This window comes from Actinobacillus capsulatus DSM 19761, from assembly GCF_000374285.1.
Lineage (GTDB): Bacteria > Pseudomonadota > Gammaproteobacteria > Enterobacterales > Pasteurellaceae > Actinobacillus > Actinobacillus capsulatus.
Genome location: NZ_KB893931.1, coordinates 208,577 through 235,501 on the forward strand (window position 1 = coordinate 208,577; position 26,925 = coordinate 235,501).

At 43.4% G+C, this 26,925-nt stretch carries 31 protein-coding genes and 3 pseudogenes; 16 read left to right on the top strand and 18 right to left on the bottom strand.

Annotation, left to right across the window (positions count from 1 at the left end; genetic code table 11):
- Positions 1 to 20: 20 nt before the first annotated feature.
- From C228_RS15115 to C228_RS0102385, 8 genes and pseudogenes are all read right to left on the bottom strand, one after another.
- On the bottom strand, positions 21 to 605 hold the full coding sequence (locus C228_RS15115; protein WP_245552744.1) for a restriction endonuclease subunit S: 585 nt from the start codon (positions 603 to 605) through the stop codon (positions 21 to 23).
- Positions 586 to 693, bottom strand: a pseudogene (locus C228_RS15120) (hemagglutinin); the annotation flags it as partial. The pseudogene C228_RS15120 and the gene C228_RS15115, both read right to left, overlap by 20 nt.
- 107 nt (positions 694 to 800) lie before the next feature.
- Positions 801 to 1,346: pseudogene (locus tag C228_RS15125) on the bottom strand (restriction endonuclease subunit S); the annotation flags it as partial.
- Between the two features lie 20 nt (positions 1,347 to 1,366).
- Complete coding sequence (locus C228_RS0102365; RefSeq protein ID WP_018651108.1) at positions 1,367 to 1,996, bottom strand: restriction endonuclease subunit S; 630 nt, start codon at positions 1,994 to 1,996, stop codon at positions 1,367 to 1,369.
- A gap of 49 nt (positions 1,997 to 2,045) precedes the next feature.
- Positions 2,046 to 5,009, bottom strand: a complete 2,964-nt coding sequence (locus C228_RS0102370) for a type I restriction endonuclease subunit R (protein WP_018651109.1) — start codon at positions 5,007 to 5,009, stop codon at positions 2,046 to 2,048.
- 139 nt (positions 5,010 to 5,148) lie between these two features.
- A complete protein-coding gene (locus tag C228_RS0102375; protein WP_245552742.1) occupies positions 5,149 to 6,045 on the bottom strand; it encodes a LysR family transcriptional regulator in 897 nt (298 codons plus the stop codon).
- Positions 6,033 to 6,425 (bottom strand): type II toxin-antitoxin system VapC family toxin, encoded by a 393-nt coding sequence (locus C228_RS0102380; RefSeq protein WP_018651111.1) that lies wholly within the window; start codon positions 6,423 to 6,425, stop codon positions 6,033 to 6,035. Before C228_RS0102380 ends, C228_RS0102375 begins: the two co-directional genes overlap by 13 nt.
- The gene (locus C228_RS0102385; RefSeq protein WP_018651112.1) at positions 6,422 to 6,667 is read right to left on the bottom strand and encodes an antitoxin; all 246 of its coding nucleotides are present in this window, start codon (positions 6,665 to 6,667) and stop codon (positions 6,422 to 6,424) included. Before C228_RS0102385 ends, C228_RS0102380 begins: the two co-directional genes overlap by 4 nt.
- Positions 6,668 to 6,875: 208 nt before the next feature.
- On the opposite strand from C228_RS0102385, the gene C228_RS13870 reads away from it, so the two are divergent.
- Together C228_RS13870 and C228_RS13875 are read left to right on the top strand one after the other, a co-directional pair.
- Positions 6,876 to 7,526 carry an alpha/beta hydrolase gene (locus C228_RS13870; protein ID WP_050560371.1) on the top strand — a complete coding sequence of 217 codons (651 nt, stop codon included), beginning with the start codon at positions 6,876 to 6,878 and terminating at the stop codon, positions 7,524 to 7,526.
- Positions 7,513 to 7,971, top strand: a complete 459-nt coding sequence (locus C228_RS13875) for an alpha/beta hydrolase (RefSeq protein WP_018651113.1) — start codon at positions 7,513 to 7,515, stop codon at positions 7,969 to 7,971. The genes C228_RS13870 and C228_RS13875 overlap by 14 nt, the downstream gene beginning before the upstream one ends.
- A gap of 68 nt (positions 7,972 to 8,039) precedes the next feature.
- Here the strand turns inward: C228_RS13875 and C228_RS13190 are convergent.
- Positions 8,040 to 8,909 (bottom strand): annotated as a pseudogene (locus C228_RS13190) (LysR family transcriptional regulator).
- A gap of 153 nt (positions 8,910 to 9,062) precedes the next feature.
- Here C228_RS13190 and C228_RS0102400 point away from each other — a divergent pair.
- Positions 9,063 to 9,731, top strand: a complete 669-nt coding sequence (locus C228_RS0102400) for a nitroreductase (RefSeq protein WP_018651116.1) — start codon at positions 9,063 to 9,065, stop codon at positions 9,729 to 9,731.
- An 11-nt stretch (positions 9,732 to 9,742) separates the two neighbouring features.
- On the top strand, positions 9,743 to 10,756 hold the full coding sequence (locus C228_RS13195; RefSeq protein WP_018651117.1) for an alpha/beta hydrolase: 1,014 nt from the start codon (positions 9,743 to 9,745) through the stop codon (positions 10,754 to 10,756).
- A gap of 90 nt (positions 10,757 to 10,846) precedes the next feature.
- On the opposite strand, the gene C228_RS13200 is transcribed toward C228_RS13195, so the two are convergent.
- Positions 10,847 to 11,716 carry an AraC family transcriptional regulator gene (locus C228_RS13200; protein WP_018651118.1) on the bottom strand — a complete coding sequence of 290 codons (870 nt, stop codon included), beginning with the start codon at positions 11,714 to 11,716 and terminating at the stop codon, positions 10,847 to 10,849.
- A gap of 215 nt (positions 11,717 to 11,931) precedes the next feature.
- Between C228_RS13200 and C228_RS0102415 the strand changes: the two genes are divergently transcribed.
- From C228_RS0102415 to C228_RS13205, 3 genes are all read left to right on the top strand, one after another.
- On the top strand, positions 11,932 to 12,705 hold the full coding sequence (locus C228_RS0102415; RefSeq protein ID WP_018651119.1) for an SDR family NAD(P)-dependent oxidoreductase: 774 nt from the start codon (positions 11,932 to 11,934) through the stop codon (positions 12,703 to 12,705).
- A 107-nt stretch (positions 12,706 to 12,812) separates the two neighbouring features.
- Positions 12,813 to 13,541, top strand: a complete 729-nt coding sequence (locus C228_RS0102420; RefSeq protein WP_018651120.1) for a dihydrofolate reductase family protein — start codon at positions 12,813 to 12,815, stop codon at positions 13,539 to 13,541.
- A 192-nt stretch (positions 13,542 to 13,733) separates the two neighbouring features.
- Positions 13,734 to 14,663: an NADP-dependent oxidoreductase gene (locus tag C228_RS13205; protein WP_169334413.1), complete on the top strand. Its 930-nt coding sequence runs from the start codon at positions 13,734 to 13,736 to the stop codon at positions 14,661 to 14,663.
- 87 nt (positions 14,664 to 14,750) lie between these two features.
- On the opposite strand, the gene C228_RS0102430 is transcribed toward C228_RS13205, so the two are convergent.
- Entirely contained in the window at positions 14,751 to 15,311 is a 561-nt protein-coding gene (locus C228_RS0102430) for a TetR/AcrR family transcriptional regulator (RefSeq protein WP_018651122.1), read from the bottom strand.
- 154 nt (positions 15,312 to 15,465) lie between these two features.
- On the opposite strand from C228_RS0102430, the gene C228_RS0102435 reads away from it, so the two are divergent.
- The 5 genes from C228_RS0102435 to C228_RS0102455 all read left to right on the top strand — a co-directional run bounded on the left by C228_RS0102435 (position 15,466) and on the right by C228_RS0102455 (position 20,305).
- Positions 15,466 to 16,167 carry an HXXEE domain-containing protein gene (locus tag C228_RS0102435; RefSeq protein ID WP_018651123.1) on the top strand — a complete coding sequence of 234 codons (702 nt, stop codon included), beginning with the start codon at positions 15,466 to 15,468 and terminating at the stop codon, positions 16,165 to 16,167.
- Between the two features lie 193 nt (positions 16,168 to 16,360).
- Positions 16,361 to 17,446 carry an MBL fold metallo-hydrolase gene (locus tag C228_RS0102440; RefSeq protein ID WP_018651124.1) on the top strand — a complete coding sequence of 362 codons (1,086 nt, stop codon included), beginning with the start codon at positions 16,361 to 16,363 and terminating at the stop codon, positions 17,444 to 17,446.
- Positions 17,447 to 17,579: 133 nt separating this feature from the next.
- Positions 17,580 to 18,944 (top strand): SEL1-like repeat protein, encoded by a 1,365-nt coding sequence (locus tag C228_RS14755; protein WP_018651125.1) that lies wholly within the window; start codon positions 17,580 to 17,582, stop codon positions 18,942 to 18,944.
- 27 nt (positions 18,945 to 18,971) lie between these two features.
- Positions 18,972 to 19,295 carry a hypothetical protein gene (locus tag C228_RS0102450; protein ID WP_018651126.1) on the top strand — a complete coding sequence of 108 codons (324 nt, stop codon included), beginning with the start codon at positions 18,972 to 18,974 and terminating at the stop codon, positions 19,293 to 19,295.
- Positions 19,296 to 19,333: 38 nt separating this feature from the next.
- Positions 19,334 to 20,305, top strand: coding sequence for an alpha/beta hydrolase-fold protein (locus C228_RS0102455; protein WP_018651127.1), 972 nt, complete (start codon positions 19,334 to 19,336; stop codon positions 20,303 to 20,305).
- Between the two features lie 148 nt (positions 20,306 to 20,453).
- On the opposite strand, the gene C228_RS0102460 is transcribed toward C228_RS0102455, so the two are convergent.
- Positions 20,454 to 21,311, bottom strand: a complete 858-nt coding sequence (locus C228_RS0102460; protein ID WP_018651128.1) for an AraC family transcriptional regulator — start codon at positions 21,309 to 21,311, stop codon at positions 20,454 to 20,456.
- A 130-nt stretch (positions 21,312 to 21,441) separates the two neighbouring features.
- Between C228_RS0102460 and C228_RS0102465 the strand changes: the two genes are divergently transcribed.
- A complete protein-coding gene (locus C228_RS0102465; protein WP_018651129.1) occupies positions 21,442 to 22,068 on the top strand; it encodes a DUF456 domain-containing protein in 627 nt (208 codons plus the stop codon).
- Here the strand turns inward: C228_RS0102465 and C228_RS14990 are convergent.
- Entirely contained in the window at positions 22,023 to 22,154 is a 132-nt protein-coding gene (locus C228_RS14990) for a hypothetical protein (protein WP_281109855.1), read from the bottom strand. The two genes, C228_RS0102465 and C228_RS14990, sit on opposite strands and share 46 nt — an antisense overlap.
- Positions 22,155 to 22,287: 133 nt before the next feature.
- Positions 22,288 to 23,082 (bottom strand): MBL fold metallo-hydrolase, encoded by a 795-nt coding sequence (locus C228_RS13215; protein ID WP_018651131.1) that lies wholly within the window; start codon positions 23,080 to 23,082, stop codon positions 22,288 to 22,290.
- Positions 23,083 to 23,226: 144 nt separating this feature from the next.
- Here C228_RS13215 and C228_RS0102480 point away from each other — a divergent pair, with 144 nt between their 5' ends.
- The gene (locus C228_RS0102480; protein WP_018651132.1) at positions 23,227 to 24,183 is read left to right on the top strand and encodes a GlxA family transcriptional regulator; all 957 of its coding nucleotides are present in this window, start codon (positions 23,227 to 23,229) and stop codon (positions 24,181 to 24,183) included.
- Between the two features lie 115 nt (positions 24,184 to 24,298).
- Here the strand turns inward: C228_RS0102480 and C228_RS0102485 are convergent, their stop codons facing one another.
- Genes C228_RS0102485 through pptA form a run of 4 tightly spaced genes read right to left on the bottom strand, consistent with a single transcriptional unit; the run spans position 24,299 to position 25,903 of the window.
- Entirely contained in the window at positions 24,299 to 24,922 is a 624-nt protein-coding gene (locus tag C228_RS0102485; protein WP_018651133.1) for an endonuclease III domain-containing protein, read from the bottom strand.
- 21 nt (positions 24,923 to 24,943) lie between these two features.
- The gene (locus C228_RS0102490) at positions 24,944 to 25,360 is read right to left on the bottom strand and encodes an ester cyclase (RefSeq protein WP_018651134.1); all 417 of its coding nucleotides are present in this window, start codon (positions 25,358 to 25,360) and stop codon (positions 24,944 to 24,946) included.
- A 17-nt stretch (positions 25,361 to 25,377) separates the two neighbouring features.
- Positions 25,378 to 25,665, bottom strand: coding sequence for a putative quinol monooxygenase (locus C228_RS0102495; protein ID WP_018651135.1), 288 nt, complete (start codon positions 25,663 to 25,665; stop codon positions 25,378 to 25,380).
- Between the two features lie 10 nt (positions 25,666 to 25,675).
- Positions 25,676 to 25,903, bottom strand: a complete 228-nt coding sequence (pptA, locus tag C228_RS0102500) for a tautomerase PptA (protein WP_018651136.1) — start codon at positions 25,901 to 25,903, stop codon at positions 25,676 to 25,678.
- A gap of 116 nt (positions 25,904 to 26,019) precedes the next feature.
- Between pptA and C228_RS14000 the strand changes: the two genes are divergently transcribed.
- Entirely contained in the window at positions 26,020 to 26,289 is a 270-nt protein-coding gene (locus C228_RS14000; RefSeq protein ID WP_081618458.1) for a LysR family transcriptional regulator, read from the top strand.
- Position 26,290: 1 nt separating this feature from the next.
- Entirely contained in the window at positions 26,291 to 26,887 is a 597-nt protein-coding gene (locus C228_RS0102505) for a LysR substrate-binding domain-containing protein (RefSeq protein WP_081618459.1), read from the top strand.
- Positions 26,888 to 26,925: the final 38 nt, after the last annotated feature.

Here is a 26,925-nt window from a genome sequence, read left to right on the forward strand (position 1 = left end):
CCTAAAATGCCACCGCTTGTTTATTGCAACATTGGAAACAACTGCTGCATCAAACCCTTTTTATGGGCTTTCAGGCTGCCTATGTATTCGTTTTCTTCTCTGATTAGCTTGTCTAATGATGACAGGCAACCGGCGATGGCTTGTTGTTCTTCGGGAGATGATGGTATGGCAACAAGAAATTTGGATATTAAATTTAAATCTCCTCTTGGCATTTTTACACCTTTTGCCCCTTTCATCATATACTCAATAAAGTCATCATTTTTAATTATTGAAGACAAAAAATATGCATTTATATTTTGTTTTGCCCTAATGACGATAATATCGTTTGAAGCCCCACCATTTTTATCTGAATACCATACCTTTTTTAGATACGGACGAATGTTGGAAACTAAAATATCGCCGACTTTATAAGCTGTAACTTTGTTATTGGTCGGTAATTTATTAGCAGAAATTATTCCTGAATAATCAGCCAATAGATTTTCTGTGCTTATATAATTTTTCACACTCAATTTGGAAACTTCAATTTTCTCTTTTACAAAATCACTGATAATATTCAATTCAACAATCTCCCAACCTTTACAATTTTTAAATTGCGGAAATCTCAATTTCGGATATACTATCTTGCTTGCTTGCTTGCTTGCTTGCTTGCTTGCTTGCTTGCTTGCTTGCTTGCTTGCTTGCTTGCTTGCTTGCAGGTCATTGTGGCTTGGGAATAGCTGCTGCATCAAGCCTTTTTTATGCTGTTTTAAGGCAGCAAGCCTTTGTTCTCGCAATTCAATCAACTCATCAAGAGAAGACAGGCAATCAGCGATTTTCTGTTGTTCGGCTAGTTCAGGTAAAGCAATAGGCAGTAATTTAATAATTTCTGCATTTAGATTTAAAACGCTACTTCCTGCTGCATTCTTTTTAAAATAATTTTGGCTAGAAGATGTTAACATCAAATAATATAGATAGCCATTATTCAACTTATGATTTATGTTGGTAATTGCTATCCAGCCATCGTGAATGCAAGTATCAATTTTTAAGATATATGGTCGCCCAAAACTCATTGAGTTTGAGAGAATAAAATCCCCTTTATATACTTGTCTTGTTTTAGTTAGTGCATCTAAAGTTACTTTCTCTTCTGTTTTGGTAACGTATTTGTCTTCTTTTTGTACATCGCCAATTTTTAACCAATTCAAACCATTGGTATTTTGAGTAAGATATTTTTCAATAGGACGAGGCGAACTACCCCTAATAATATACGAGTAATTGCTTAATATATTTTGCTCCCACCCTAACGCAGCCTGAAATTCAGGAAACCGTAGTTTAGGTGTTACTCTTTTTTTGTCGTCTTGCTTGCTCATAATTTATCTCTGTTTGGGGTTTATTCGGCTGACGGAAACAACTGTTGCATCAAGCCTTTTTTGTGCTGTCTCAATGTGCTGATTGCTTGTTCTTCAAGTGCGATTAATTCATCAATTGAAGACAGACAATCGGCGATTTTTTGTTGTTCTTCGGGGGAAGGGAACGGTAATTTTATTGACCTTATAATTTCTCCTGAAAGATTTCCTTGTCCACCTTGAATATATGTATTAACTATTCTATCTTGATTATGTGAGAATATTTGATACAAAAATTTATTATTATCCTGATGTTGCAAACATAATATTGCTTGATTAATTGCACCAGTTATTTTTGATAATGCAACATTACCACTATTAGCACCATAAAGAGCAACTAGCACATCTCCTTTATTTACCATTTTTGCAGAAGAATTTAATAAGCCCTCTTCTGTCAAAAATAATTCTGTTTCATTAAGAGCAATTTCGGCTGACCTAATAAAAGGAATTTGTCCACCATAAAAATTCTTATTTGCTGTATTTGGTGTTCCTCCACTAAAAGATTGACAAGTTTGTCCAATAGTAAAGAGTTGTTCCCACCCCAACGCAGCCCGAAACTCAGGAAAACGGAGTTTAGGGATAACAGACGCTTGTTTATCATTTTGTTTGTTCATATTTACTCTCTTTAATATCTTTTCAGGCTGCCTGAAAAAAACTCACTGCCTATTCATACGCTTTCAAGCCTGAAATTTCTTTGCCGTTTGCCATATTTTTAAGCAATGGCACAAGGTCTTCCATCAACGCCAATTCTTTAACACGGCGGTCTTTCCAGCCAAGCTCTAAAGGTTCAAGCAAGTCGGTGAGTTTTTCGCCGTCAAAAATCATTCGCTCTAAAATTTCGCTCACAAAAGCGGATAAGGTTTCGCTTGCAATGCCGTGTTTTTGCGAAAGTGCGATCAGTTTTTCATTGTTTTTTTCCTGTCTGAATGCCTGATAACCTGCTTTGACTTCTTTTTCGTTCAGGGCTTCGCCTGCTTTCAGGCTGTCAATATAGGCGATGATGTCGTCTTTTTCTTCCATCAAATCGCTGCTGGCGGCAATGAGTTCAACCAGCTGTTTACGGCTCATCTGCTGTTTTTTTGGCTTGCCGCTGTTGTCGGCAATCAGCTTCATAATGTAGTCGTAATCAATCACCGCCGATGAAAACAGTACAAATTCAAAATCAAGTTGTTCCAATTCGGGTGCAAGCGGTGTTTTTTCTTGTGCCGTTTGCGATTTGATTTGCTGCGCCATATCCAGATATACACCTTTGAAAGCACGTTGCGTGTCATTCGGCAAAATGGATTCGATGGCTTGCCGCTGTTCTTCGCTTAAATCGGTATATTGCCCAAGCTGGGTTTTGCAGCGTTGCACTTCTTTGAACAGGTTGATGAAGCCTGCCCGTGCGGTGTCGCCTTTGAGATTGTAGGCTTCGGACGGTTCGCACGCCAGACCTTGTGCAGACATAAAGTCTTGCAGCCTGCTCACCGCTTGTTGCAGTTTGTCCATCACGGTTTCGGCAGGATCGACAATCCAGATTTCTTTGGCACGGTCTTGGTCTTGCCCCGAAAAGCGTTTGATGGCTTCGTCAACCTGTGTCTGTTGCCCGCGAAAATCCAAAATATTGCCGTAGGGTTTGGCGGCATTCAAAACGCGGTTGGTGCGGGAAAATGCCTGAATCAGACCGTGATATTTCAGGTTTTTATCCACATACAGCGTGTTTAAATATTTGCTGTCAAAGCCTGTCAGCAGCATATCCACCACAATGGTGATGTCAATTTTGTCTTGGTGCGGATAATCTTTGTCGGGATATTGGTGGTCTTTAATCCGTTTTTGAATATCCTGATAATACAAGTCAAATTCGTTGATACTGTGGTTGGTGCGGTATTGACGGTTGTAATCGTCAATAATGGCTTTTAAGGCAGCTTTTTTGCCGTTCGGGTCATTTTTGTTGTCCTGTTCTTCTTGCGGCAAATCCGCCTGAATTTGGGCGATGTCTTTATTGCCCTCGGCCGGTGGAGAAAAGACGCAAGCGATATTGAGCGGCACGAAATCAGGGTTGGCTGCCTGTAATTTTGCTTGCGTTTCTTTAAATATACGCTGATATTCCACCGCGTCATTGATGGAGGCGGTGGCGAAAATGGCATTAAAACGGCGGCTGTCTGTGGCGGCGTCGTGTTTGCTTAAAACGGAATCCACAATCGCCTGTTTGGTTACAGGGTGGTGTGCCGATACGCCTTTATTGCCCTCAGTTCTGTAATAGTCAATATGGAATTTCAATACATTGCCGTCGTCAATGGCATTGGTAATGGTGTAGGCGTGCAGCTGCTTTTCAAAAATATCTTCGGTGGTTTGATAAGACGCGTCTGTGCCGTCAATGCGTTTGTAGCTGGCATTTTCTTCAAAAATCGGCGTTCCTGTAAAACCAAATAATTGGGCATTGGGGAAAAAGGTTTTAATCGCCTGATGATTTTCGCCAAACTGGCTGCGATGGCATTCGTCAAAAATAAATACCATGCGTTTGTTTTTCAGGCTGCCTAATTGAGTGCGATAAGCCCCGTTTTCTTTGAGTGCCAAGCCTAATTTTTGAATGGTGGTTACGATGACTTTGTCGGCATAATCATCAGACAACAGGCGGTTCACCAAAGTGTGCGTATGGGTGTTTTCTTCTACGCAGCCTTGCTGAAAGCGGTTGAATTCTTCCCGAGTTTGGCGGTCTAGGTCTTTTCTGTCCACCACGAACAGGCATTTGTCAATATCGGGATTGTCTTTGAGCAGAGTAGAGGCTTTAAATGAAGTCAGCGTTTTACCCGACCCTGTGGTGTGCCAGATATAACCGTTGCCGCGATTTTCGTGAATGCAGTCCACAATCGCTTTGACGGCGTAAATCTGATACGGTCGCATCATCAGCAGTTTCTGCTCGCTTGCCACCAGCACCATATAACGGCTGATCATTCTGCCCAACGTGCATTTTTCCAGAAATTTGTCGGCAAAGTCGCTCAAATGGTTGATTTTTCGATTGGCTTCATCGGCAAAACGATACACGGGCAAAAATCGTTCATCGGCTGCAAAGGCAAAATGTTTGTTTTGATTGTTGGCAAAATAGTAGGTGCTGCTTTCGTTGCTGACAATGAAAAGCTGCATAAAACACAGCAGGCTGTTGCCGTAACCGTTGCCAGTATCATTTTTATATTCAATGATTTGCTCAATGGCTTTTTTGGGCGGAATTTGCAGGGTTTTCAGCTCAATCTGCACCACGGGAATGCCGTTAATCAGCAAAATCACATCATAGCGATGATGACTACTTTCGGTATTGATACGTAATTGGCTGATGACTTCGTAATCGTTTTTGCACCAGTCTTTGATATTGACCAGCGTGTAATTCAGCGGCGTATCGTCTTCACGGATAAAAGTATTGGTTTCACGCAAAATTTTGGCAGCGGCAAAGACATCGGGCGTGATGATTTCCAGCTTCAAGCGTTCAAATTCACTGTCGGTTAAACGCACACGGTTGAGCTTTTCAAATTTCTCACGGAAATTCTGTTCCAATGTTTTTTTATCTTGAATATCGGGGCGGTGCGTATATTTCAAGTCGATCAGTTTTCGGATAAATTTTTGCTCAATCGCAGATTCGGTATAGTTCATCATATTAAATGTAAGGTTAAGTAATTGTTAATCATCGTAACATAAAGCCAATGATGAATAGAAGCAGAAAAAATGCTTAATGCCGTCTGAAAGCGGCTCACACTTTCAGACGGCATTTTGGGCTTTCAGGCAGCCTGAAAGCCTAAACCCTTAAAAAATCCACCAATGCCCGCAATGTGGGCGAAATTTGGCGGTTGGGATAATACAGATAATCGGGCGGATAAATCATCGCAAAATCATCCAGCACGCTAATCAACCGCCCGTTTTCTAAAAATTCACGCACCAAAGCCCGTTCAATCCACACCAAACCCGCACCGTCCAATGCCGATAAAATCAGCATTTGTATATCATTTACAATCCACTTTCCTGTGACCTTTTGCGTGAACGCTTCGCCTGTTTGCGGCGGGCGAAATTGCCAATCCAAAAGACCGCCGTAAGTCGGCAGACGCATTTGCACACAATTGTGCCTGGTCAAATCTTGCGGCGTTTGGGGCGTGCCGTATTTGGCAAAATAGGCAGGGCTTGCCACGTAACACATAGTATTTTCATCAGAAATTTTCACCGCCACCACATCTTGATTTAATACATCGCCCGTGCGGATACCGGCATCAAATTTTTCTTTGACAATATCTACAAACCGGATGTCGCAAGCCAGTTCCAATACCACATCGGGATTTTGTTCGCCAAATTGACGAAATTTATCCCACAGCAAATATATGGAATTGGGCGTACCGTTAATGCGGAGCATGCCACGCAGTTCGTTTTGCAGGTTCAATACTTCATTGATATGGCTGTCAATTTCGGCAAACAGGGGCGAGATGCGGTCAAATAAGGCTTGTCCTGCGTCCGTTAAAGCCACTTGGCGGGTGGTGCGGTGAAACAGGCGTACGCCCAATTTTTGTTCCAAGCCCCCGACCGCTTGCGATACAGATGAACGAGCCAAGCCCAGCTGGTGAGCGGTTTTGGTAAAACTTTGGGTGTGGGCAAGCGATAAAAACAGCCGCCAGTCGTGATGTTCGTGCATTGTCAGCGTAGCCAATTTTCCAATTTCAAGCCGTCAATCCGCTCAAATTCTTTGGTATTGCGGGTGATTAAAGTTAAGTTTTGGGCAATGGCTTGACCTGCGATCAGCGTGTCATACGCACCGATTGGTGTGCCTTTTTGCTGTAAAGTGGCACGGATTTTGCCTGCGTGATAAGCGTCTTGGCTGTTAAAATGCAAAGTGGGAAAGCGTAATCGGCTTAATTTATGCAAATTTTCATCTGCTTTTTGGCTGTTGTACGCCCCAAATGCCAATTCAAATAACACAATATTGGACAAAGCAAAATCGCTGACCGAATGCTTTTTCATTTGTGCCAACAAGCCTTGATGTTGTTTTTGAAAAGCGATGATGACATTGGTATCCAGCAAATATTTCATTCAAAAACGCTCCAATCCCGCTCTTGCGGCACATCGTTTTTTAGTTCCAAAATGGCGTGTTCCATTGTGTCGTCAAACGGCTCCAAATCATTGACCCAATCCCAATCGTCCGCAATCGGCTCAATAATCACTTGATTTCCCTGCTTGAAAATGCGGACTTCCTTGCCTTCAAAGCGAAATTCTTTGGGCAATCGCACGGCTTGGGAATTGCCAGTCCAAAATAATTTTGCGGTGGCGGTCATTTTTTCCTCCGAAAAAATAGCTATGATTTGTATCTATTATGTAAAAATAACAGCCGTTTTGCAAGATTTTTTCAGGCCGTCTGAAAGGGATTGTTCAAAATTTCAAGCCATTGAATTCATTTTTGGCTGCATTATCAAAACAATCTTAATCCGTATAATACGCACATCAGTTCGGTAATTTTATTTTTCAATTTTATAAGGGGTTCTGATGAACAAGTTTTTTAAAACCAGCGTGATTTCTACCGCACTTTTGGGAGCATTGGCTATGAATACTGCCGTATTTGCAAACAGCACCGCAAACAAGTCCGCTTCAGCACAAACTCAGTCGGCAACGGTGAATATTTACGGCATCAGCATTGAGCAGGGCAAAATTTATTCCGAAGCACACAGAAAATCCATTGCCCCAAATATGCAAAAAGTGCGTTACAACAATAACGGCATCGAGATGGTGGGCAATGTGTATTTCCCCCAAAATTTTGATAAAGACAAACGCTATCCTGCGATTATTGTCGGACACCCCGGCGGTGGCGTGAAAGAGCAAGCGTCGGGTTTGTATGCGAAACTTTTGGCGGAAAACGGCTTTGTCGCCATTGCTTTTGACGCATCTTACCAAGGCGAAAGCGGCGGCTTGCCACGCCGTTTGGAAAAGCCTGAAAACCGCATTGGTGATTTTCACGCCACGGTGGATTATCTGACGGCTTTGCCTTATGTGGATAAAGATAAAATCGCACTGTTGGGTATTTGTGCCGGCTACCGCGCAGGCAAGCCTGACCGACAAGCGTGTCAAGGCTCTCGCAACCGTGAGTGCGTTTCACCGCTACACGCATTCTTGGGACGGCAAAGAGATGAGCCTGCCTGAAAAAGAGACCGCCATCAAAACCGCCAATGAACAAAGAAGTCTTGAAGCCAAAGGCGGTGAAGTCAAACTGATGGAAGTGTTGTTCCCTGTGAATGCCGACACACCCAAAGATTTGGCAGAAGCCTATGACTATTATCTGACCGAGCGAGGCTTTTATCCGACCGCCAATAATCGTTTTACCGTCAGCAGTTTGCAATATATGATGGGTTATAATGCCCTAAACAATGTGGACAAACTTTTGACGCAACCGCTTTTGGTGGTATCAGGCGATGTATCTGGTTCTCGCTGGCAGAGTGAAGAAATTTACAATGTCGCCGAAAATGCCAAAAATAAAGAGCTGTTTTTGGTAAAAGGGGCAGGGCATATGGATTTATACGACCAAGATAAATATGTCAGTCAAGTTATTGATAAATTAACGAAATTTTATCAGGCAAATTTGCAATAATTTTTGATAAAAACACCGCTTGTCGCAATACAGGCGGTGTTTTTGTTCGGGAATTTTGCAAAGTTGTTTCAGGCTGCCTGAACCCTCTCCAACACAAACCCGACAAACGCTCGCACAATACTCGGTGGGTAGCGGTGCTGGGCGTAAATCATCGTGATGTCCAATTTGGTACTTTCCACATCGGCAAGCACTTCTACCAACCCATTTTCTGCGATCAATCTGTCCGCCGTAAAACGAGCTAATTGGGCAATCGCCTTGCCTTGTTTTGCCATATATTCAATAGCATAGCTATCATTACTAGCAAAAAGATACGGTATTTCAACCGCTTGCTTGCCACTGCCAAGCCGAACCGTCGGGTTTTCGTTTCGCTCCCAAACCGCAATCGGAAAATGTTGCAGTTCAGCCAGCGAGTTGGGCGTGCCTGATTTTGCCAATAAATCAGGGTGGGCAACCTATTTACTGCTCATTGTGCCGACTTTTTTGGCGATAAACTGCTCGCCGTGCAAATTGCCCAGCCGAAACGCCACATCAATGCCGTCTGAAAACAAATCCTGCACACGGTCGGTCAGCGTACAATGCACCTGAATGTTGGGATAGGCAATCTGAAAATCACCAATCCACGCGAGCACAGTTTCGCACGCAGGGCTGGCTGAAATGCGAAGTCTGCCCTTTAAATGGCATTGTTCGCCCAGCAAAACATCTTTGGCACTGCCCAGCTGTTCAAGGGGCAAATACACCTGTTCATACAGCCGTTGCCCTGCCATTGTCGGCTTGACCCCTGATTTTTTGCGGTCAAGCAGTTGCAAATTGAGTTCTTGTTCCAAATCGGAAATTTGACGGCTGATGGTGGCAATCGGCACGCCCGTGCGTTCGGATGCTTTGGAAAGTGAGCCGTATTGAATCACGGCAACGAAGAGGTGAAGGGTGTTGAGGTTCATAGGTTTCAGTTTAAAAAAAGACCGCTTTATTTTAGCAAAAACGGCTTATCTTTTCCATTTATGAAAAATTATCTTTCCAAAAACCACCATTCTTTTACTGCGTGTAAAATTCTATAATAGGCATCACTTTTAAAACTCAATGAGAGAAGCACTATGCTAGATTTTTCCACCACCATTCAAAGCCGTAAATCCATTCGTGCGTTTTTGCCAGAACCTTTATCGTCAGCCGATATTCAGGCGGTGCTTGATGACGCCTTGCGTTCGCCGTCTGCCGCCAATGTTCAGCCTTGGCAAATTCACATTGTGTCGGGGCAAACGCTTGCCAAGTTGTCGGATAAATTATTGACCGCGTTTCAGGCTGCCACGCCAAGCCCCGATTTTGATTATAAACCCAGCAATTTTGTCGGCATTTATGGGCAAAGAATGATGGATTCTGCTAAAATTTTATACGGCACGCTCGGCATTGCCAGAGACGATGAGAAGGCTCGCAATGACTTTGCCGAAGGGAATTTCTGTTTTTATAATGCTCCGCATTGTGCCTTTTTCTTTATGCCTAAAGTCAGCGATGACAATGTTTATCCTGCGATGGATATGGGAATGTTGGTGCAAAGTTTTATGCTTGCCTTGACCGCTCGGGGCTTTGGCAGCTTGCCCCAACTAGCTTTGGCTTATTATCCTGATGTGGTGCGTGAAACGCTTGGCGTGCCTGATGGCTATTTGATGTTGGGCGTATCGTTTGGCAAGCCTGATATGGCTTATGTCGGCAATCAAATTCGCCAAAACCGTGCGTCCCAAAGTGAGACCGTAATTTTTCATTCTTGATTGGAGTTTTTATGACCGCTTTAAAATCTGCGCATTTGTTCAATGACGACTATCAATTTTTGCTCGAAATGTTTTCATCAGACGAAGTCAAACAAGCAACCCAATTTTTTGACGACTTGCACCAAAATCCAACCGCCGACAAAAAACAACAAGGCTTTGCTCTGCTTGACCAAATGATGACATCGCTGGCTGGCGGTGAGCCAATCTCTGCCGATAAGCACCTTGTCGCCCCTGCCACTGGCACGCAAAAGGCGGTGGATTTGTATGTGTTTTATCCAGATAACCATCAGAATGAACGCTTGCCTGTGGTCTATTTTGCTCACGGTGGCGGCTTGATTGTCGGCAATGCCAATCAGCAAAATGCTGCCTTAAAAGCCCTCGCCAATGCCAATAAGGTGGCGGTGGTTAGTCTTGAATATACGCTTGTCCCTGTCGCTCCGCACCCTGCCGATATGTTGGACGCTTATCACGGCTTGGCATATCTGTTTGAAAATGCAGAGCATTTAAACTTTGATAAACACAACCTCATCATAATGGGCGAAAGCGGTGGCGGTACGGTGGCAAGCCGTTTGGCACTTTACAATGCCGAGCAAGGCAAATACACGCCCAAGGGGTTGGTGCTGATTTACCCAATGCTGGACTACCGCACAGGGAGCGATGACGATATTTATCGCAATGAATTTGCTGGGGAATTGGTGTGGACAAGAGCCACCAATCAGCTGGGCTGGACAACTTCGCAAGGCGGTCAGGATTTGGCAAGCGATAAAATGCGATTTTTCTCGCCTGCATTAGTGGCTGATGTGTCGGGCTTGCCGCCCACTTTTATGGCGGTGGGCAGCTTAGATTTGTTTGTCAATGAAAATATCGATTTTGCCAACAAACTTATCCGTCAAGGCGTACCGACCGAGTTTCATATTTTAAATGGCGTTCCGCACGCTTTTGAAAGTTTTAACCCCGATAGTGCATTGGCACAGGAATTTTTTAGATTAAGAAATAATGCCATTCAAAAGATGATTGGGGGATAATTGGGTTGGGCAAAATACCGCTTGGGGAGTGCAAGCGGTGTTTTTCTTTGCAAATTGTGCAAAACGGTTTTCAGGCTGCCTGAAACTTGCCTATCCCTGCGATTTATCCGCACTGGGACTGATACCGAAATAGCGTTTGTATTCCCTGCTAAACTGGCTGGGACTTTCATAACCGACTTGATGGGCGATTTGGGCAAGCGATAATTGTCCGAGCAAAATCAATCGTCTCGCTTCGGTTAATTGCAATGACTTTTGATATTGCAAGGGGCTGATGGCGGTAATTTGACGAAAATGTTTATAAAAATTAGGGACGCTCATTTTGGCAATGTCTGCCAGCGTTTCAACGGTAACGGTGTGGGCAAAATTTTCTTTCAGATAAACAATGGCTTGGCTGATACGTTGATTGTGTCCGCCAATTGCCCCCATTTGAGCCAAAATAGGGGCAATCGGACTTTTTAATAAACGATAATGCAATTCGTGGCGGATAAGTGGGGCTAATACTTTTAAATCATCAGGATAACACGCCAAATTCACCAAACGGTGCAAAGCGTCCAGCATAGGCTCATCAACTTGCCCGATTTCAATGCCCGATTGCGTGGTATTTGGTGGAAATGTTTTTATTTCATTTAATAGATTTAGGATAGTGGCATTGTCCAATTTCATCTGAATGCCTGTATAAGGATAATCCGCACTCGCCCCCAAAACTTCGCCCACAAGAGGCATTTCAACCGAATAACACAAAAACTGCCCATCACCGTAAGTGATGGTATTGTCGCCCCAATACACGGTTTTTTGCCCACGCAAAATAAAACACACAGACGGCTCTTGCACATAGCTGACGCGGGAAATGGGGGTATCGGCACGGTATAAGGTCAAGCCGACATTATCAAGCATTTGCACTTCGTCAGGCTGCAAATAAGCAATGAGTTGATTGACGAGCAGGGTTAAGGTATCGGACATTTTTTGCCTCATCTGTATCCTAAAATCAGGTGGATTATTTTAGCACAATCAAGTTAATTTCAATAGGATTGGGCAAGTTTATTGTTTCAGGTCAGCTAGAAATAAAAAATGATAGGATTAGGCAAGTTTTTTATAAAATCAATCTACCGTTATTTGGCAGTCAATCTTTAAAATAATGACTTATTTTTCAAGCCATTTTGATTTTGGAGTATCTTATGCAGAACAAATACATTGTGATTACAGGTGCAAGTGCCGGCATTGGCGAGGCAAGCGCTAAATTATTTGCCTCAAAAGGCAAAAATTTGATTTTGGTGGCACGCCGTGAAAATCAGTTGAACGAAATCAAAGCCAACATTTTGGCGGATTTTCCCCATATTGATGTAGTCGTTAAGCCTTTTGATTTGAGCCAAATTGAAGAATTGCCCAAATTGTATCAAGACTTGACCCAATACCCGATTGAAACTTGGATTAACAACGCAGGTTTCGGCATTTTGGAAACGGTAAAAGAACACGATATCAGCCGCGTTTTGAGTATGATTAAACTCAATGTCGAGGCTCTGACCGTGTTGTCCATTTTGTTTGTCAAAGATTTTGCTGATGTGGACGGGGCAAAGCTCATCAACATTTCATCGGGTGCAGGCTACAACCTTGCTCCGCTTGCGACCTCTTATTGTGCGACAAAATATTTTGTCAGTGCATTTAGCGAGGGCTTGGCTCACGAAATGGCAATGACAGGGGCAAAATTGCAAGTCAAAGTGCTTGCCCCAGCCAGCACCAAAACCGATTTTGCCAAAACTGCGATGCAGGACGAAACCGTTACCTATGGCGATGACAGCATTTATTTCAGTAAATTTAATACCGCCGAAGAGATGGCAGACTTTTTGTACCAGCTCTATGCCAGCGACAAGGTGGTGGGCTTGGTCGATCACGAACAATTCACATTGAGTTTGCTTGACCCGCAATTCAATCATTTGTATCACCTAGCCTAAGGCTTACAAAGTTATTATAAAAACACCGCTTGGATTGCATTTTAAAACAAAACAAGCGGTGTTTTTTTATCTAAATTTTGCAAAATAAACTTTTAAGAGTATTAACTATGAAACCTTATCATCTTTATTGTCATATGACCACATCTATTGACGGCAAAGTCAGTGGCAATTATTTAAACAATCCGCAATGCGAACCTTATATCGCCGATTATTATGAATTATTTGATATTTATTTCAAACAAATGAAAAATGGCATTACAGGACGCGTGTCGGTTGATGAAAATTTTACTCATTATCATAAGGTAAATACCGATGAATTTAAGGGAAAAACCATTACACGAGATGATTATATTGTGCCATTTGATAAAGAGACGACCTTTTTTATCGTATTGGATACCGATGGAAAATTGGGCTGGACAAAAGACAATATCGCCCAAATGAAAATTCAGTACCCCACTTTAAAAAACAGCCACATTGTCAGCATATTAAGCGAAACGGTTGCCGATGATTATTTGCTTTATTTACAAAATATCGGTGTATCGTATCTTTTTGCAGGAAACAGACCCCTAGATTTGGTGCTGATGTTGGATAAATTACATCAAAAATTAGGCTTAAATGAAATATTATTAACAGGTGGCGGTACTATCAACGGCAGTTTTATGCAGGCAGGCTTAATTGATACCATTATTTTGGTGCAAACACCTTTGGTAGAAAGCAATGCCAACAGCATTTCTTTATTTCAATCCGATCAAAATAATGTTTTACCGCGTTATGAATTATCCAAATACGATGTATTAAAAAGCGGTGCATTGCATTTGATTTATCAAAAAGTTTAATGAAAAGCCACTTGGATTTGTTTTTTTAAACAGCCAAGCGGTGTTTTTCTTTTCAAATTTTGCAAAGTGGTTTTCAGGCAGCCTGAAAATCCATTTTCCAAAACCAAAAATCAGTATTCCCAAAATTACCATTCTTTTCAAATTTCTTAAATGTTATAATAATCCTATTATCAATAAGCACAAGAGATGGTTATGAAAACCCAAGCAATTATTTTAACACAATATGGCGAACCCAATCATTTTGCCCAAAGTGAAATCCAGTTGCCTGATTTAAAAGACAATGAAGTATTGGTAGCGGTCAGAGCCACTTCCTATAATCCAGCTGACAAATGGTTACGCACAGGAGCATTGCAGGAATTTTATCCTTTTGAAATGCCGATTGTGTTGGGTTGGGATATGGCTGGTGTGGTGGTGGCGACAGGCAGTCAAGTCAAAGATTTTGGTGTGGGAGATGAAGTGTCTGCCAGAGTGCCTACCCAAAGATTTGGCTCGTATGCCCACAATGTGATCGTGCCGTCTGATGTGTTGGCGAAAAAACCGTCTGCCGTGTCATTTGAGCAGGCATCTGCGGTGGCGATGGTGGGGGTTACGGCTTATCAAGCAATGGATTTTGCCCAAATTCAGCCAAATAGCAGGGTTTTGATACACGGTGGTGCAGGTAGTGTCGGCTCGCTACTGGTGCAATTTGCCAAAGCACAAGGGGCATTTGTTGTTACAACTGCCAGCACCGATGACATTGCCAAAGTTAAAGCATTGGGAGCGGGAGAAGTTATTGATTATAAAAAACAAGATTTTAAAAATATTGATTTGGTTGATGTAGTTATTGACACGGTGGGTGCTCAAACGCTAGCTGACAGTTTAATGGTGGTCAAACAAGGTGGACTGCTGATGTCGGTTGCCGAAAACATCAGTGAAACACTTCAACAACAAGCCGACAGCAAGCAAGTTCGCACGCATTTTGTCTTAGCACAAAACAATGCCGAACAATTACAAACTATATTAAATCAACTTGCCGAGCAAAAATTGCAATTCAATCCTACGCAAATTCTACCTTTGACCTGTGAAAATGTGATGAACACGCATTTAAATCCCAAAGGCAAAACCGTATTTGTGGTGGAGTGATTGGGTTTAATAAAACACCGTTTATAGAAATATAAGCGGTGTTTTTGTTTACAAAGCATGCAAAACATTTTCAGGCTGCCTGAAAAGCTATTTTTTCATCAATTCAATGATTTGTTCATATTGCTTAAAAAGCGTTTTCATTTGCAATCTTTCCCCTTTTTCTAATTGATATTTCAAGGTATTCAACAGCATTACCGCAAACAGATAGGCTTGAAACTGCCATTCGCTTTCATCGCTTTTGGGATAATGATTTTTGGCGTGGGCAATAAAAGTGCGTTCGGCCATTTGGTGCATATCGTCCCATAAATGATGACGGCGTGTTTTGATTTTCCAAAGTGCCAGTAACAAATCCCGTTCATTAAAATAGAAATCGCTCGCTTTTTGAAAAAACGGCACTAATTCTGGCGCGGTTAAGCGCTCTTGTTGCAAGGCGGCAAAATTGTTTTTAAAGGTTTTAATCATTTCGCCTGCCAAATCGCTTTTGCCCGAGTAATACTTGTAGAAAGTCGCACGGTTTACCATTGCTTTGTACACAATGTCTTGCACGGTAATTTTGTCAAATGCTTGATTTTTCAATAAGTCTATCAAAGCGTTTCTGATGAGTTTGTGAGTGCGGACAACCCTCAAATCCTGTTTTTCATACGGCATAACGATTTTGCTCCCAAATGCTTATTTAACAATACAAATTTTAAAATTTGTATGCTTATCATAGCAGAACTCAGTAATTTTGATGGTATTTTTTATCAATTAACTCGCTATAATTTCGTCCATATTGAGTGATACAAATTTGAAAGAGGTAAAAATGCTTGATTTATTTTTTTACAACTGGGCTTGGATTGGTTTGGGCGGGGCGATAGCACTTGGTGCATTGCTGTTCGGTACGGATATGATGCGAACCGATTTATCGGTGTCCCGCTTTTATGATCGTTATTGGCTCGGCTGGCTGGGCGGTATCATTTACCTGCCACATAATTTTGAGGAATACGGTATCAATATGCTAGGTCAAACCTATGGTTTTGCCAATGAAATGAAACAATTAAGCCAAACGAACATTAACGATTGGCTGATTGTGGCGACAAATTTACCTTTATTTTGGATTGTTGCCCCACTTGCAGGCTATTTGGCTTGGAAAAAACGCCTGTATGTGATGCCTGTGGGAATGGCTGGTTTTGTTTTGATGAACGCAATGGTGCATACCGTCAGTGCAATCTCCGCAGGTGGGTATAATTCTGGACTGCTCACAAGCTGGCTATTATTTGTGCCTTATGGTTTATGGTGCTTTTATGCCTCTTTGCAATCAGGCAAGCGAGCGTTTGCTATCACGACCGTCATCAGCGTGGCAGTGATCTATCATATTTTGTTGATGGTAGTGGCGATTGGAGGCTATGTTAAAGGGATAATCGGCACTTTACCTGCTGGTTTGATCGTCATTTTCGGGGCGTGGCTGTGTTTGTTTGTCTGGTACAAAGCAGAAAAATTTGCCAGACCAGCCAACTTTAAATAAGAACATTATGTAGAACACCGCTTGTCGCCATACAAGCGGTGTTTTTCTTTTCAAATTTTACAAAGTGGTTTTCAGGCTGCCTGAAAAAATTATCCAATCAGGCAAGTTTTCAATCAAATTAGGCAAATAAATCCTATCAAAAAATGCTACCATACCGCCCTTATATTTAACTGGATAACAATGAAAAATGCTAATGCTCTTTTTACTCATCATCGGTATTTTGGTGCTTATTGTGGTCGCCTATCTGCAATTACCTGTTTTTGGAGCAAACCCTCTCGGTGAACGGCTGGCACGCATTCAAAAGTCGCCCAATTACCAAAATGGCAAATTTCAAAATCTCTCTGATACCCCTATGCTCACGAGCGACAAAAGCGTGATTCGAGCAACCTTTGATATGCTCTTCGGTGCCGACAAGCGGGTCAAACCCCGCTCGTTTATACCGTCCGTTAAAACCGATTTAAACACTTTGCCCAAAGACCAAGATTATTTTGTTTGGTTTGGGCATTCGTCTTATCTACTCAATATCAACAGCAAAACCTTTTTGATTGACCCCGTGTTGGTATCGGCAACGCCCCTACCTTTTGGCGGAAAGGCTTTTAAGGGGGCGGATATTTATCAGCCTTCGGATATTCCCAGCGTGGATTATTTGATTATCAGCCACGACCACTATGACCATTTGGATTATGACACCATTAAAATCATCAAAGATAGGATTGGGCAAGTGGTGACAGGGCTAGGCAATGGGTCGCATTTTGAACGCTGGGGATTTTCGCCTAATCAACTGATTGAATTAGATTGGTATCAAGACATCACTTTGGACGATTTAACCATTACCGCTTTGCCCACTCGCCATTCGTCAGGGCGTGCCTTAAAACAAAATCAAACACTGTGGGCTTCGTTTATGGTGCAAACTGGCAGTAAAACGGTTTATGTGGGTGGCGACAGTGGTTATGATGTATTTTTTAAAGAAATTGCCCATCAATTTCCCCGTATTGATGTAGCGATTATGGAAAATGGACAATATGATAAGGATTGGGCAAACATTCATTTTCTGCCCGATGATTTAGTTAAAGCGGTAAAAGATTTAAATCCTCAAAAACTGGTGGCGGTGCATAACAGTAAATTTGTCCTTGCCAAGCACGCGTGGGACGAGCCGATGAGACGGTTAAGCCAATCTGCCGAACAAGAAAACTTGCCGTTACTTACCCCAAAAATCGGCGAAGTGTTCTACCTTGATGATCACCCTCAATTTGAAAAATGGTGGGAAGGGGTGGAATAGCAAATCAAAACACCGCTTGGATTTCGGTTCAAGCGGTGTTTTTTTATCTAAATTTTGCAAAGTGGTTTTCAGGCCGTCTGAAAACCATTTTCATTTATGCTAAAATCCCCTTTATTTTCCGGAGGATAAACCAATGAAAAAACTGATTTTAACCACCGCTCTTTTGGCGGCCTTAACCGCTTGCCAAACGCCAGTCGCCACAGGTAACACAGAAGCACAGCCGACCGTTTGGGATAGGGAGTTGTACGGCGGTGCGGACAAATCCTACGACACCGGGCTTTTGGCACAGCGTGAAATGTTGGCGGCAAAATTCCAACAGCTTGAATTTAAAGATTTGAAAACAGGCAAAACGCTTGCCTACAATTTATTTACGCCCAAAAATCTTGACCCGAACAAAAAATATCCATTGGTGCTGTTTATGGCAGACGCAAGCACAGCCGGCAAGGGTATCAAAGCGCCGTTAATGCAGGGTTGGGGCGGTATTATTTGGGCAACCGATGAGAGCCAAGCCAAAAATCCTGCGTTTGTGCTGGTGCCTGCATTCAGCGAAAAGGCGGTTTATGATGATTGGACGACCCGCCCCGAAGTGGCGATGACTTTGGATTTAGTCAAAAAAACGCTAGCCGATTATCCTATTGATGCCAATCGGGTTTATACCACAGGACAATCTATGGGCGGTATGATTTCCTTTTATTTCAACAGTATAGAGCCTGATTTATTTGCAGCTTCTTATTTTGTCGGCTCAAAATGGGATATCAATGTGTTAAAACCGCTTGAAAAAAACAAATGGATTTTTACGCTTGCTGATGGCGATTTGGGTGCGGTAAAAACTTATCGCGAATTGACCCAAATGCTGAACGCCGACAAAGTGGTGTTTGAACAGATAAATTTATCGGCAAAACTGCCGCAAAATGAGCAAAATGCCCAAGTGTCGGCACTGCTTGCCAAAGGCAGCCCGATTAACATCGTTTATTTTGACAAAGGCACTGTGCTGCCTGCTAATAATACGGAGAGCAAAGGCGGCGAGCATATGTACTCCTTTGATTATGCTTACAAACTTTCCCCTGCACGCGAGTGGCTTTTGATGCAGAGCAAGGCCGCCAAAGATGTGATGACCGCCGATAAATTTCAGGCAGGTCAATTACTCAATCAAGCGGTTGCTTTTTATGATAAAAGAGATTTTCAGGCTGCCTTAAATGCATTTTACCAAGCGGATAAAGCAGGCCATTTCAAAGCCAAACGCTACATCGGCTTGATGTATTTAAACGGCGAGGGTGTGGCAAAAGATGAAAGGCAAGCCTTTGCCTATTTCAAACAAGCCGGTGAAAATGGCGACATCACTTCGCAATATTGGTTGGGCTACTGCTATGAAAATGGTATTGGAACAAAATCGGATTTAAATCAAGCGATTGCGTGGTATAAAAAATCTGCCCAAAGGGGCGACCACATCAGCCAGCCTGCGATGGATGCATTGAAAAGATTGAATGTTTCATTTTAAATTTGTTTGATTTTAGAGATCTTTTAAATGAAAAAATCCTTATTTTTGTTGGCAATATGTGGTGTATTTTTGACCGCATGCCAATCACAAAACCCTGATTTAAACGGCGCACGCATGGACATTTACAAAAGCGATGAATCGGTGCAGTGTGGTGGCGAAGGCATTTCGCCCGGGCAAATGAAAAAACAGTTGCAAAATATTGCGGTTTATCAAATGCGTAAGGGGCAGCTTAATCGTGTTTATCCTGCCGTGTGCGGCGGTGCTACGGGCAGCGTCAATATCTATACGATTGATACAAAAGATTGGGCGCAGGCACAAAAACGGGGTTTTAACGTATTATCTGAACAGTAAATTGACATATTCATTCCATTAATTTAGGAGAACTTTATATGAAAAAATCGTTGATGACATTAGCAATTTGCGGTGTATTTTTAACCGCTTGCCAAACCGCACCGCAAAGCAATCAGCCAACGCAAACCGTCAGCCAGACCAATCCTGCGTGGGATACGCAATATGGCGGTGCCGACAAATCTTACGACAGCGAATTGCTGAAAATGCGTGAAATCATCGCCCCGCAATTCCAAGTGTTTGAATTTGTGGATAAATCGGGCGTGAAAATTACCTACAATCTCTACACGCCGAAAAATCTTGACCCGAACAAAAAATATCCGCTGGTGATGTTTATTGCGGACGCGTCCACCGCCGGCAAAGGGGCGAAAGCACCGCTGATGCAGGGCTGGGGCGGCATTATTTGGGCGAGCGAAGAAAGCCAAGCCAAAAATCCGGCGTTTGTGCTGGTGCCTGCCTACGACACCAAAGCCACCAGCGATGATTGGCAAACCAGCGACCAAGTCAAAGTTACCCCGAATTTGGTGCGTGAAATCGCCAAAAAATACCCGATTGACAGCAAACGCCTCTACACCACGGGGCAATCTATGGGCGGTATGATTTCGTTTTATCTCAACAGCATTGAGCCGAATTTGTTTGCCGCTTCAATGTTTGTCGGCAGCCAGTGGGACATCAATGTGTTGCAACCTTTGACCCGTGCCAAATTCATCTACACCGTCTCCGCCGCCGACCCGAAAGCTTCGGTCGGTATGAAAGAAGTGATTGGATTGATGAACAAAAACGGCGTGAAATATGCCGAAACCGAATTTTCCGCCAAACTGCCGCAAGCCGAGCAAAATCAAACGGTCGCCAAAATGTTGGCGGAAAACAAATCCGCCAACTTTATCCGCTTCACGCCAAACACCGTTGTGCCACAAGGCAACACCCACAAAGGCGGCGAGCATATGTACTCGTTTGATTATGCCTATTTGCTAGCTCCTGCCCGCGAGTGGCTGTTTAAACAAAGCCGATAAATTTACTGACAGACAAGCGGTGGGATTTGGCAAAAAATTTGCAGGATCGCACCGCTTATATCTTCCGTGGGATCGCAATGCATTGCGACCTTGTATCCTCTCAAGCATTTTTCGTAAACGTAAAACTTTTACCAAATCCCACCACTTATCACTCCACATTTTCCCTCGGGCTGACTCCGAATTGTCGTTTATATTCTCGGCTGAATTGGCTTAGGCTTTCGTATCCGATTTGGTAGGCGGTTTGCGTGACAGAAAATTGATTTTCCGCCAGTAATTTTTGTGCTTGATTTAAACGCATTGATTTTTGATATTGGATCGGCGTTAAACCCGTGATGATTTTAAAATGCTGATAAAAAGACGATTCCCCCATATTCACCATTCGGGCTAATTGTGCTACCGAAAATTTTTCGGCTAAATTTGTCTGTATATAATGACAAACTTTTTTTATTTTTTGCAAATGGCTATTTTGATTGGCAAATAAAATTAAATGCGTTTTTAACGGCGTATTTAATAAATGAATAATCAACTCTTTTTTATAAAGATCCGCCAAGGCTAAATAATTGGACGGCTCGTCTAATAAATCAATCAAACGTGTCAAACAATTTTCAATTTGCGAATTGATTTTCGCCACCGCTACCCCTGTTACCAGTGAAGATTGCGTTTTGAGCTGGTGTTTTTGCACCGTTTCCACAATCACTTGTTCATTTAATGCTAGAGTGAGGGCAAGAAATTGCGGACGTTTGTCGATAATGCGATAGGTCAGGGAAACGGGCAATTTAAACGGCATAAAATACATATCGCCCGCCTGCATTAAAAATTTTTGCTCGCCCAACATCACCTCTTGCATACCTGAAATAATAAAAGAAACAAAAGTGCGGTCGGTTAAATCGCTGAAAAAAGTGGGTGGTTTTAAGGCGGTGATCATCAAATCGTCAATCACTGTTTGGTTATGCTGATTGAATAATTTGGTGTGGCATAGCAAGTGATCAATGGTGTGCAGGTGCATTTTATCTCCTGTATTTTTACGGTATTTTAATCATTTCGGACGATCAGGCAAATTTTTTCTAGGATTAGGCAATCATTTGCAAGCTGGAAATTTATAATAGCCATATCTTTAACCCAATGGAGAAAAGCAAATGAAACAAAACATTATCGCAACTTTGTTCAATAACCAACCGCAAGCATTTCAAGCGTTTAGTGAATTGAAAGCCTATCGCCAAACGGCAGAAACGGCACTTGCCCAAGCTATTTTGTTAAAAAAAGAAAATGGTGTCATCACCCGATTAGATAACTATGATTTTGCTGATGAAACCAATAATCAAGCCTTAACGGGCGGCTTAATCGGCTCGGTGGTCGGTATTCTTGGTGGACCATTCGGCGTATTGCTCGGCGGTTCATTAGGGGCGTTGTTCGGTAGCGGATTAGGCGCAACCGAAACCTTAGGCGAGGCAGGGCTTTTGTACAGCCTCACCGATAAAATGCAAGATGGCGACACCGTGATTTTAGTGCTTGCCCTCGAAAAAGAGGAACGCACATTAGACGCTTTCTTTGGACAATACGACACCACCATTGCCCGTTTTGATGTGCAAGCGGTACAAAATACGGTCGCAGAAAAATTAAAAGCCGAAATCGATGCACACAACATCGAAAAATCCGCCGAACAAGCTCAAAAAGCCCAAGAACGCCAAGCAAAATTCAATGAATTTAAAGCTAACGTTCAGGCAAAATTGGACGATTTGGCTAAAAAATTCAAAAGCGAATAACGGCTGATTGACTGATAACAAGCGGTTGGAATGTCGCCTTTATCAAGGGCGGTTAAATAATTCACGACAGTGGTTAATGCAGTCATAAAAATTCCTTATGTTGATAAGATGTTAGAAAAAAACGGTGCGATTTTGCCATTGTTTTTGCTTTCAGGCTGCCTGAAAACAAAATGCGGTGCTATTGGTAAAATTTCCCTAAAATCCCACCGCTTGCAAAAATTAGTAGGTTAAGGTTTCTCCCTCTTTTGGCACGGCAACTTGTTTTTCCAAGCCGTTTTCTTTGACAAATTGACGCATTTGCTCGCTGGTTATGGTGGCGTGATTCACGGCGTCCATATGCACGGCGATGATTTGGGCATTCGGCATTTTTTGGCTGGCGAGCAACACATCTTCTTGCCCCATAATCAGGCTGCCGTCAAAGCCTTGTAATTTTGCCTGCCCTGCGTTGAGTACCAGCACATCAGGGCGGTGCGTTTGCAAGGCGTGTTCAACGTGATAATTCCAAAGCGTATCGCCCACCAAATAGAGCGTTTTTTGATTGGGTGCGGTAAACACCACGCCCATCGCATCGCCTGCGATTTCGGCAAGCATTGGGATTGAATACATCTGGTCGGTGCCGTGCTGACCGCCTGTTTTAAACATCGTTACCCCTTGAAATGTCGTGCCTTGCCCCAGCACCTGCACATTTTGGAAATCTTGCGAACGGATTAAACGTGCATCGCCAGCATTTTGTACAAACATCGGCAAATCTTTCGGCAAGTGTTTTTGAGCCGCCTCGTCCCAGTGGTCATCGTGGGTATGGGTAACGATAATTGCGTCCACGCCTTTCAAGGTTTCTGCGATGGAAAAAGGTAATTCAATCAACGGATTGCGTAATTCGCTATTGACCGTGCCTTCAAAGCCCGCATACGCCCCTTTTTCGCCCAAATATGGGTCAATCAAGAAGGTTACCCCTGCATAAGTCAAACGGGCGGTGGCGTTGCGAATGTGTTGGTAGTGAATTTGTGTGGTCATTTTTGCCTCTAGTAAATTTTTTTGAAAAACTAACCGCTTGTTGCGGAACGGACGCTATTATCACAAAAATCATACCGAGAAAAAATTGACATTTAAGCCATTTAACGAAAGAATTGGGTCAAAATTTCAAGAGTGGGAAAATTTATGCCAAATTGTCCGAAAATCGGTCTGCTGTATTTGGGCAGGCTGTCCAAAGTCAATCTGTTTCAATTTGCCGTGCCACAAATGGTGTTTGGCGACCTTTACGCCGAAAAATGGTTTGAGCTTTTCATTCTCAACGCCTCGCCCGACCAATCGCCCACATTGCCCTGCGATGGGGATTTATCCCTTGCCGAACAAATGGATATGCTGATTGTGGCAGGTTGGCACGATATCAACGAACCGCCCACGCCCGAGGTGCAGCACGCCCTACGCCAAGCCCACGCACGTGGGGCAATGGTGGTCGGTTTGTGCTACGGCACTTATGCGTTGGCGTATTCAGGCTTGCTGGACGGCAAAAAAGCGGCGACCCACTGGTTTGCCGAAAGCGATTTCAGCCAGCGTTTTGTGAACATTCGGCTGGATACCAACGCCCTTTATGTGGACGAAAATCGGCTGATTACTTCGGCTGGCACGGCGGCGAGTTTGGATTGTTGTCTTTATATCGTGCGGAAATTTCACGGCAGCCGTGTCGCCAATAAAATCGCACGAATGATGGTCGTTCCGCCCCACCGTGAGGGCGGACAGGCACAATTTATTGACCAGCCCCTGCCGATTGTGAGCAAAGACCAACAAATCAACCAACTGCTTGCCAAAATTCAGCAAAATCCGACCGCTTGCTACCGCATTGACGAACTCGCCGAACAACTGGCAATGAGCCGCCGCACCTTTACCCGCCATTTTCAAAAGGCGACTGGCACGAGTTTGACCCAATGGATTATTCATCTCCGCCTACAAAACAGCCTTGCATTATTAGAAAATACCTCATTATCCATTGAGCAAATCAGCGAACAGGCAGGTTTTCAAAATACCGTCAGTTTCCGCCAACATTTCAAAACCCGTTACCAAATCACCCCAAACGACTGGCGGCGGGCGTTTGTGGGAAGCGATGAGCGTGAATAAAACAAGCGGTGGGATTTTGGAAATTTTCAAAAAAACCACCGCTTGTTTGCCCCTTACGGCACTGGCGTGCCACTTCCCCCGCAAGCAGGGGCAGATCTTTTCTCTTGCTTAATTTTCAATCTAACAAAAACAGCTCATCTAACTGGGGATTTTGGCGGAAATGTTTGCCGTGGAGGTCAATGCAGGCGTGCCATTCTTTACATTGTTTGAGGGTGGCGTATTCGGTGAGGGGTTGCAGGGCTTGCTGAATGTCGGCGTAATTTTTGAAGTTGCCTAAGCCGAGCCGGTTGAACAGGCGTATGGCGTAGTTGTCGCCGATAAACATTTTTCGTCCGAAAAGGTAAAGTAGCATCACATCGGCGGTTTCTGCCCCCACGCCTTTGATTGCCAATAATTTTCGGCGAAGTTCGGCGGTGGGGATCTCGGCAAAGCAAGCTGGCTCGCCCCCGTGGGTTTGCAAAAACGCCACCACATTTTTGATGTAATTCGCTTTTTGTTTGTAAAAACCGCTCGGGCGGATTTTTTGTTGCAAGTCGTCCAACGGCATTTCGGCGAGGATTTCCAACCGCCAGCAAGCGTTCAGATTTCCAAGGGCTTTTTCCACATTGGCTTGAGTAGATTGCTGAATTAAAATCATTGAAATGCAATCACGCAACCAATTCGGATCTTCCCACCAGTGCTGTTCACCATAATGTTCGACAAGGCGGTTTAACACCGTCAGTTGCTGGATTGTTCGCATTTTCTGCTTTAAGCTCCGCCGTTAGGGTAACAGTTTGAGGGTGCGGAGAACCGCCACCATTCCCTCTGCGGCAATATCGTCAATGATTTTGCCCTGCTCGTTAAAGCGATAAAAATTCATTACGTTCATTGAGAGTGGATTGCCCGTTGCTGGCACGCCCATAAATTCGCCGAGGTGCGTCCCCGTACAATGCCAGCGAACCGCCACCGTATTGCCTTCCGCCACCATTTCTTGCAAATGCCATTGCACATCAGGGAAACCTTGACGCATAAAATGGACGACAGATAAATACCCCTTTGCCCCCACCAAAATGTCAGATGAAACGGGAGTAGTAAATTGTGCGTCTTCGGCAATCAGTTGTTCCGCTAATGCCAAATCCGCCGTATTGATGGCTTGTTCAAATAATTTCATTTGATTTTTGTAGTGTGCCGTGTTCATTTTTGCTCCGAAAAAATTTAAGCGAATAAATCCACCACGCGAATATCCAGCGGTTTTGCCAATAAATCCGCCAATTTTTCGCCTGCCTGAATAAAATGAGGTTGCTGCATATGGCTTTGTAAATCTGCCATTGATTGCCACCGCTCCACGAAAGCGTAGCTGTTTTCTTCACCTTGCACCGTGCCGCATTGATAGCTGACGCAGCCTGAATCTTTTAACGACATTTCAATCAACGGTTTGACCACCGCTTGAAATTCGGCGATTTTATCGGCTTTTACCACCGCCGTTGCATAAACTGCAATCATTTGATTCTCCTTACATTTCGTAGTTTGGTTTTTTGGCTAATTTAGCCAAATTCGGTTTGATTTCATTATGGTAAACCTCGCTCCAATTTTCGGGTTCAATTTCCGTGTATTGAATGGAAACCACATCGTCCGTTGCTTTCAAATGCTTTTGCGCCAGTGCGTTTAACTCATCAACAAAGGTTTTAAATTCGGTTTCAGACAGGTTTTTGGGATAACATTTTACGTTAATGTGTGGCATAAGCATTTCCTCTTAAAAATGAATGTTGTTGAAAACGAGTGGCATTATATCCCTTTTATTTTTCTTTAAAATAGGCTATTTTCTTACAACACTTTTAAGTAAAACTTGATAATAAAATGGATACCATCAAAGCAATGCTCATTTTGAGCCGAGTATTAGAAACGGGGAATATGTCCGCGGTGGCGAGAGAATTAGGAATGAGCAGTTCGGCGGTCAGCCAGCATATTCGCAACCTTGAACAGCACTATCAAATGAAATTGCTCAACCGCACCACCCGACAAATCAGCCCCACCGCCGCAGGGCAAATTTTGTGGCAGGGGGCAAGGCAAATCAGCCAAACGCTGACAAACCGCCCTTGCCGAATTACAGACGGCATTTGTCGGTAAGGTGCGTATCAGCCTGCCAACGGGCTTTTTAGACAGCGTGGCTGTAAAAAAATTTATCTCAACGGTTAAGGTACAGTATCCATACATTCAGCTCCAACTCATTCCCAACGATGAAATCGCGGATTTAATGAGCGAGCAAATCGACATCGCCATTCGTGCCGCCGAGCCAGACCCCAATAGCTCGTTGGTGGCGCGTTATTTGACCCAATGGCGGTTGTGCATTTGTGCCAGCCCCGATTATCTCGCCGAAAAGCCAATCCACACCGTTGCCGATTTACGCTCTCGCACTTGGATCAACTATCACGACACCATTTTCCGCAACACCTTTGCTTTCTTGGGGCTGGGCGATATGCCGCTGGAAAATCCCGTTTCCTGTTCGAGCATTATCGCCAGCCGAAGCCTTGCGATTGCCGGCTTTGGGCTGACACTGTTACTCTCAAAAGAGGTCGAAAAATTCATCAATAACCGAGAACTTGCCATCGTATTGCCTGAGATTGAAATGCCCTCCTACAACCTCTACGCCGTCACCGCCCACCGCGTCCAGTCCGCCAAAATAGAAGGCATTTTGCAACTGCTAAAACGCAGTTTTGAAGAATAACAAGCGGTGGGATTTCGCAAAAGTTTTGCAGAATCGCC

What these genes read in the sequence shown, in the direction of transcription:
- C228_RS0102400 (WP_018651116.1), top strand. Translation starts at nt 9,063, where the DNA reads ATGCTAGATTTTTCCACCACCATTCAAAGCCGTAAATCCATTCGTGCG.
- C228_RS14000 (WP_081618458.1), top strand. Translation starts at nt 26,020, where the DNA reads ATGGATACCATCAAAGCAATGCTCATTTTGAGCCGAGTATTAGAAACG.
- C228_RS0102490 (WP_018651134.1), bottom strand. Translation starts at nt 25,360, where the DNA reads ATGAACACGGCACACTACAAAAATCAAATGAAATTATTTGAACAAGCC.
- C228_RS13195 (WP_018651117.1), top strand. Translation starts at nt 9,743, where the DNA reads ATGACCGCTTTAAAATCTGCGCATTTGTTCAATGACGACTATCAATTT.
- C228_RS0102455 (WP_018651127.1), top strand. Translation starts at nt 19,334, where the DNA reads ATGAAAAAATCGTTGATGACATTAGCAATTTGCGGTGTATTTTTAACC.
- C228_RS14990 (WP_281109855.1), bottom strand. Translation starts at nt 22,154, where the DNA reads ATGACTGCATTAACCACTGTCGTGAATTATTTAACCGCCCTTGATAAA.
- C228_RS13875 (WP_018651113.1), top strand. Translation starts at nt 7,513, where the DNA reads ATGAGCCTGCCTGAAAAAGAGACCGCCATCAAAACCGCCAATGAACAA.
- C228_RS0102370 (WP_018651109.1), bottom strand. Translation starts at nt 5,009, where the DNA reads ATGATGAACTATACCGAATCTGCGATTGAGCAAAAATTTATCCGAAAA.
- C228_RS0102460 (WP_018651128.1), bottom strand. Translation starts at nt 21,311, where the DNA reads ATGCACCTGCACACCATTGATCACTTGCTATGCCACACCAAATTATTC.
- C228_RS0102380 (WP_018651111.1), bottom strand. Translation starts at nt 6,425, where the DNA reads ATGAAATATTTGCTGGATACCAATGTCATCATCGCTTTTCAAAAACAA.
- C228_RS14755 (WP_018651125.1), top strand. Translation starts at nt 17,580, where the DNA reads ATGAAAAAACTGATTTTAACCACCGCTCTTTTGGCGGCCTTAACCGCT.
- C228_RS0102465 (WP_018651129.1), top strand. Translation starts at nt 21,442, where the DNA reads ATGAAACAAAACATTATCGCAACTTTGTTCAATAACCAACCGCAAGCA.
- C228_RS0102385 (WP_018651112.1), bottom strand. Translation starts at nt 6,667, where the DNA reads ATGACCGCCACCGCAAAATTATTTTGGACTGGCAATTCCCAAGCCGTG.
- C228_RS0102435 (WP_018651123.1), top strand. Translation starts at nt 15,466, where the DNA reads ATGCTTGATTTATTTTTTTACAACTGGGCTTGGATTGGTTTGGGCGGG.
- pptA (WP_018651136.1), bottom strand. Translation starts at nt 25,903, where the DNA reads ATGCCACACATTAACGTAAAATGTTATCCCAAAAACCTGTCTGAAACC.
- C228_RS13205 (WP_169334413.1), top strand. Translation starts at nt 13,734, where the DNA reads ATGAAAACCCAAGCAATTATTTTAACACAATATGGCGAACCCAATCAT.
- C228_RS13870 (WP_050560371.1), top strand. Translation starts at nt 6,876, where the DNA reads ATGAACAAGTTTTTTAAAACCAGCGTGATTTCTACCGCACTTTTGGGA.
- C228_RS13215 (WP_018651131.1), bottom strand. Translation starts at nt 23,082, where the DNA reads ATGACCACACAAATTCACTACCAACACATTCGCAACGCCACCGCCCGT.
- C228_RS0102415 (WP_018651119.1), top strand. Translation starts at nt 11,932, where the DNA reads ATGCAGAACAAATACATTGTGATTACAGGTGCAAGTGCCGGCATTGGC.
- C228_RS0102480 (WP_018651132.1), top strand. Translation starts at nt 23,227, where the DNA reads ATGCCAAATTGTCCGAAAATCGGTCTGCTGTATTTGGGCAGGCTGTCC.
- C228_RS0102440 (WP_018651124.1), top strand. Translation starts at nt 16,361, where the DNA reads ATGCTCTTTTTACTCATCATCGGTATTTTGGTGCTTATTGTGGTCGCC.
- C228_RS0102485 (WP_018651133.1), bottom strand. Translation starts at nt 24,922, where the DNA reads ATGCGAACAATCCAGCAACTGACGGTGTTAAACCGCCTTGTCGAACAT.
- C228_RS0102495 (WP_018651135.1), bottom strand. Translation starts at nt 25,665, where the DNA reads ATGATTGCAGTTTATGCAACGGCGGTGGTAAAAGCCGATAAAATCGCC.
- C228_RS0102450 (WP_018651126.1), top strand. Translation starts at nt 18,972, where the DNA reads ATGAAAAAATCCTTATTTTTGTTGGCAATATGTGGTGTATTTTTGACC.
- C228_RS0102430 (WP_018651122.1), bottom strand. Translation starts at nt 15,311, where the DNA reads ATGCCGTATGAAAAACAGGATTTGAGGGTTGTCCGCACTCACAAACTC.
- C228_RS0102420 (WP_018651120.1), top strand. Translation starts at nt 12,813, where the DNA reads ATGAAACCTTATCATCTTTATTGTCATATGACCACATCTATTGACGGC.
- C228_RS0102365 (WP_018651108.1), bottom strand. Translation starts at nt 1,996, where the DNA reads ATGAACAAACAAAATGATAAACAAGCGTCTGTTATCCCTAAACTCCGT.
- C228_RS13200 (WP_018651118.1), bottom strand. Translation starts at nt 11,716, where the DNA reads ATGTCCGATACCTTAACCCTGCTCGTCAATCAACTCATTGCTTATTTG.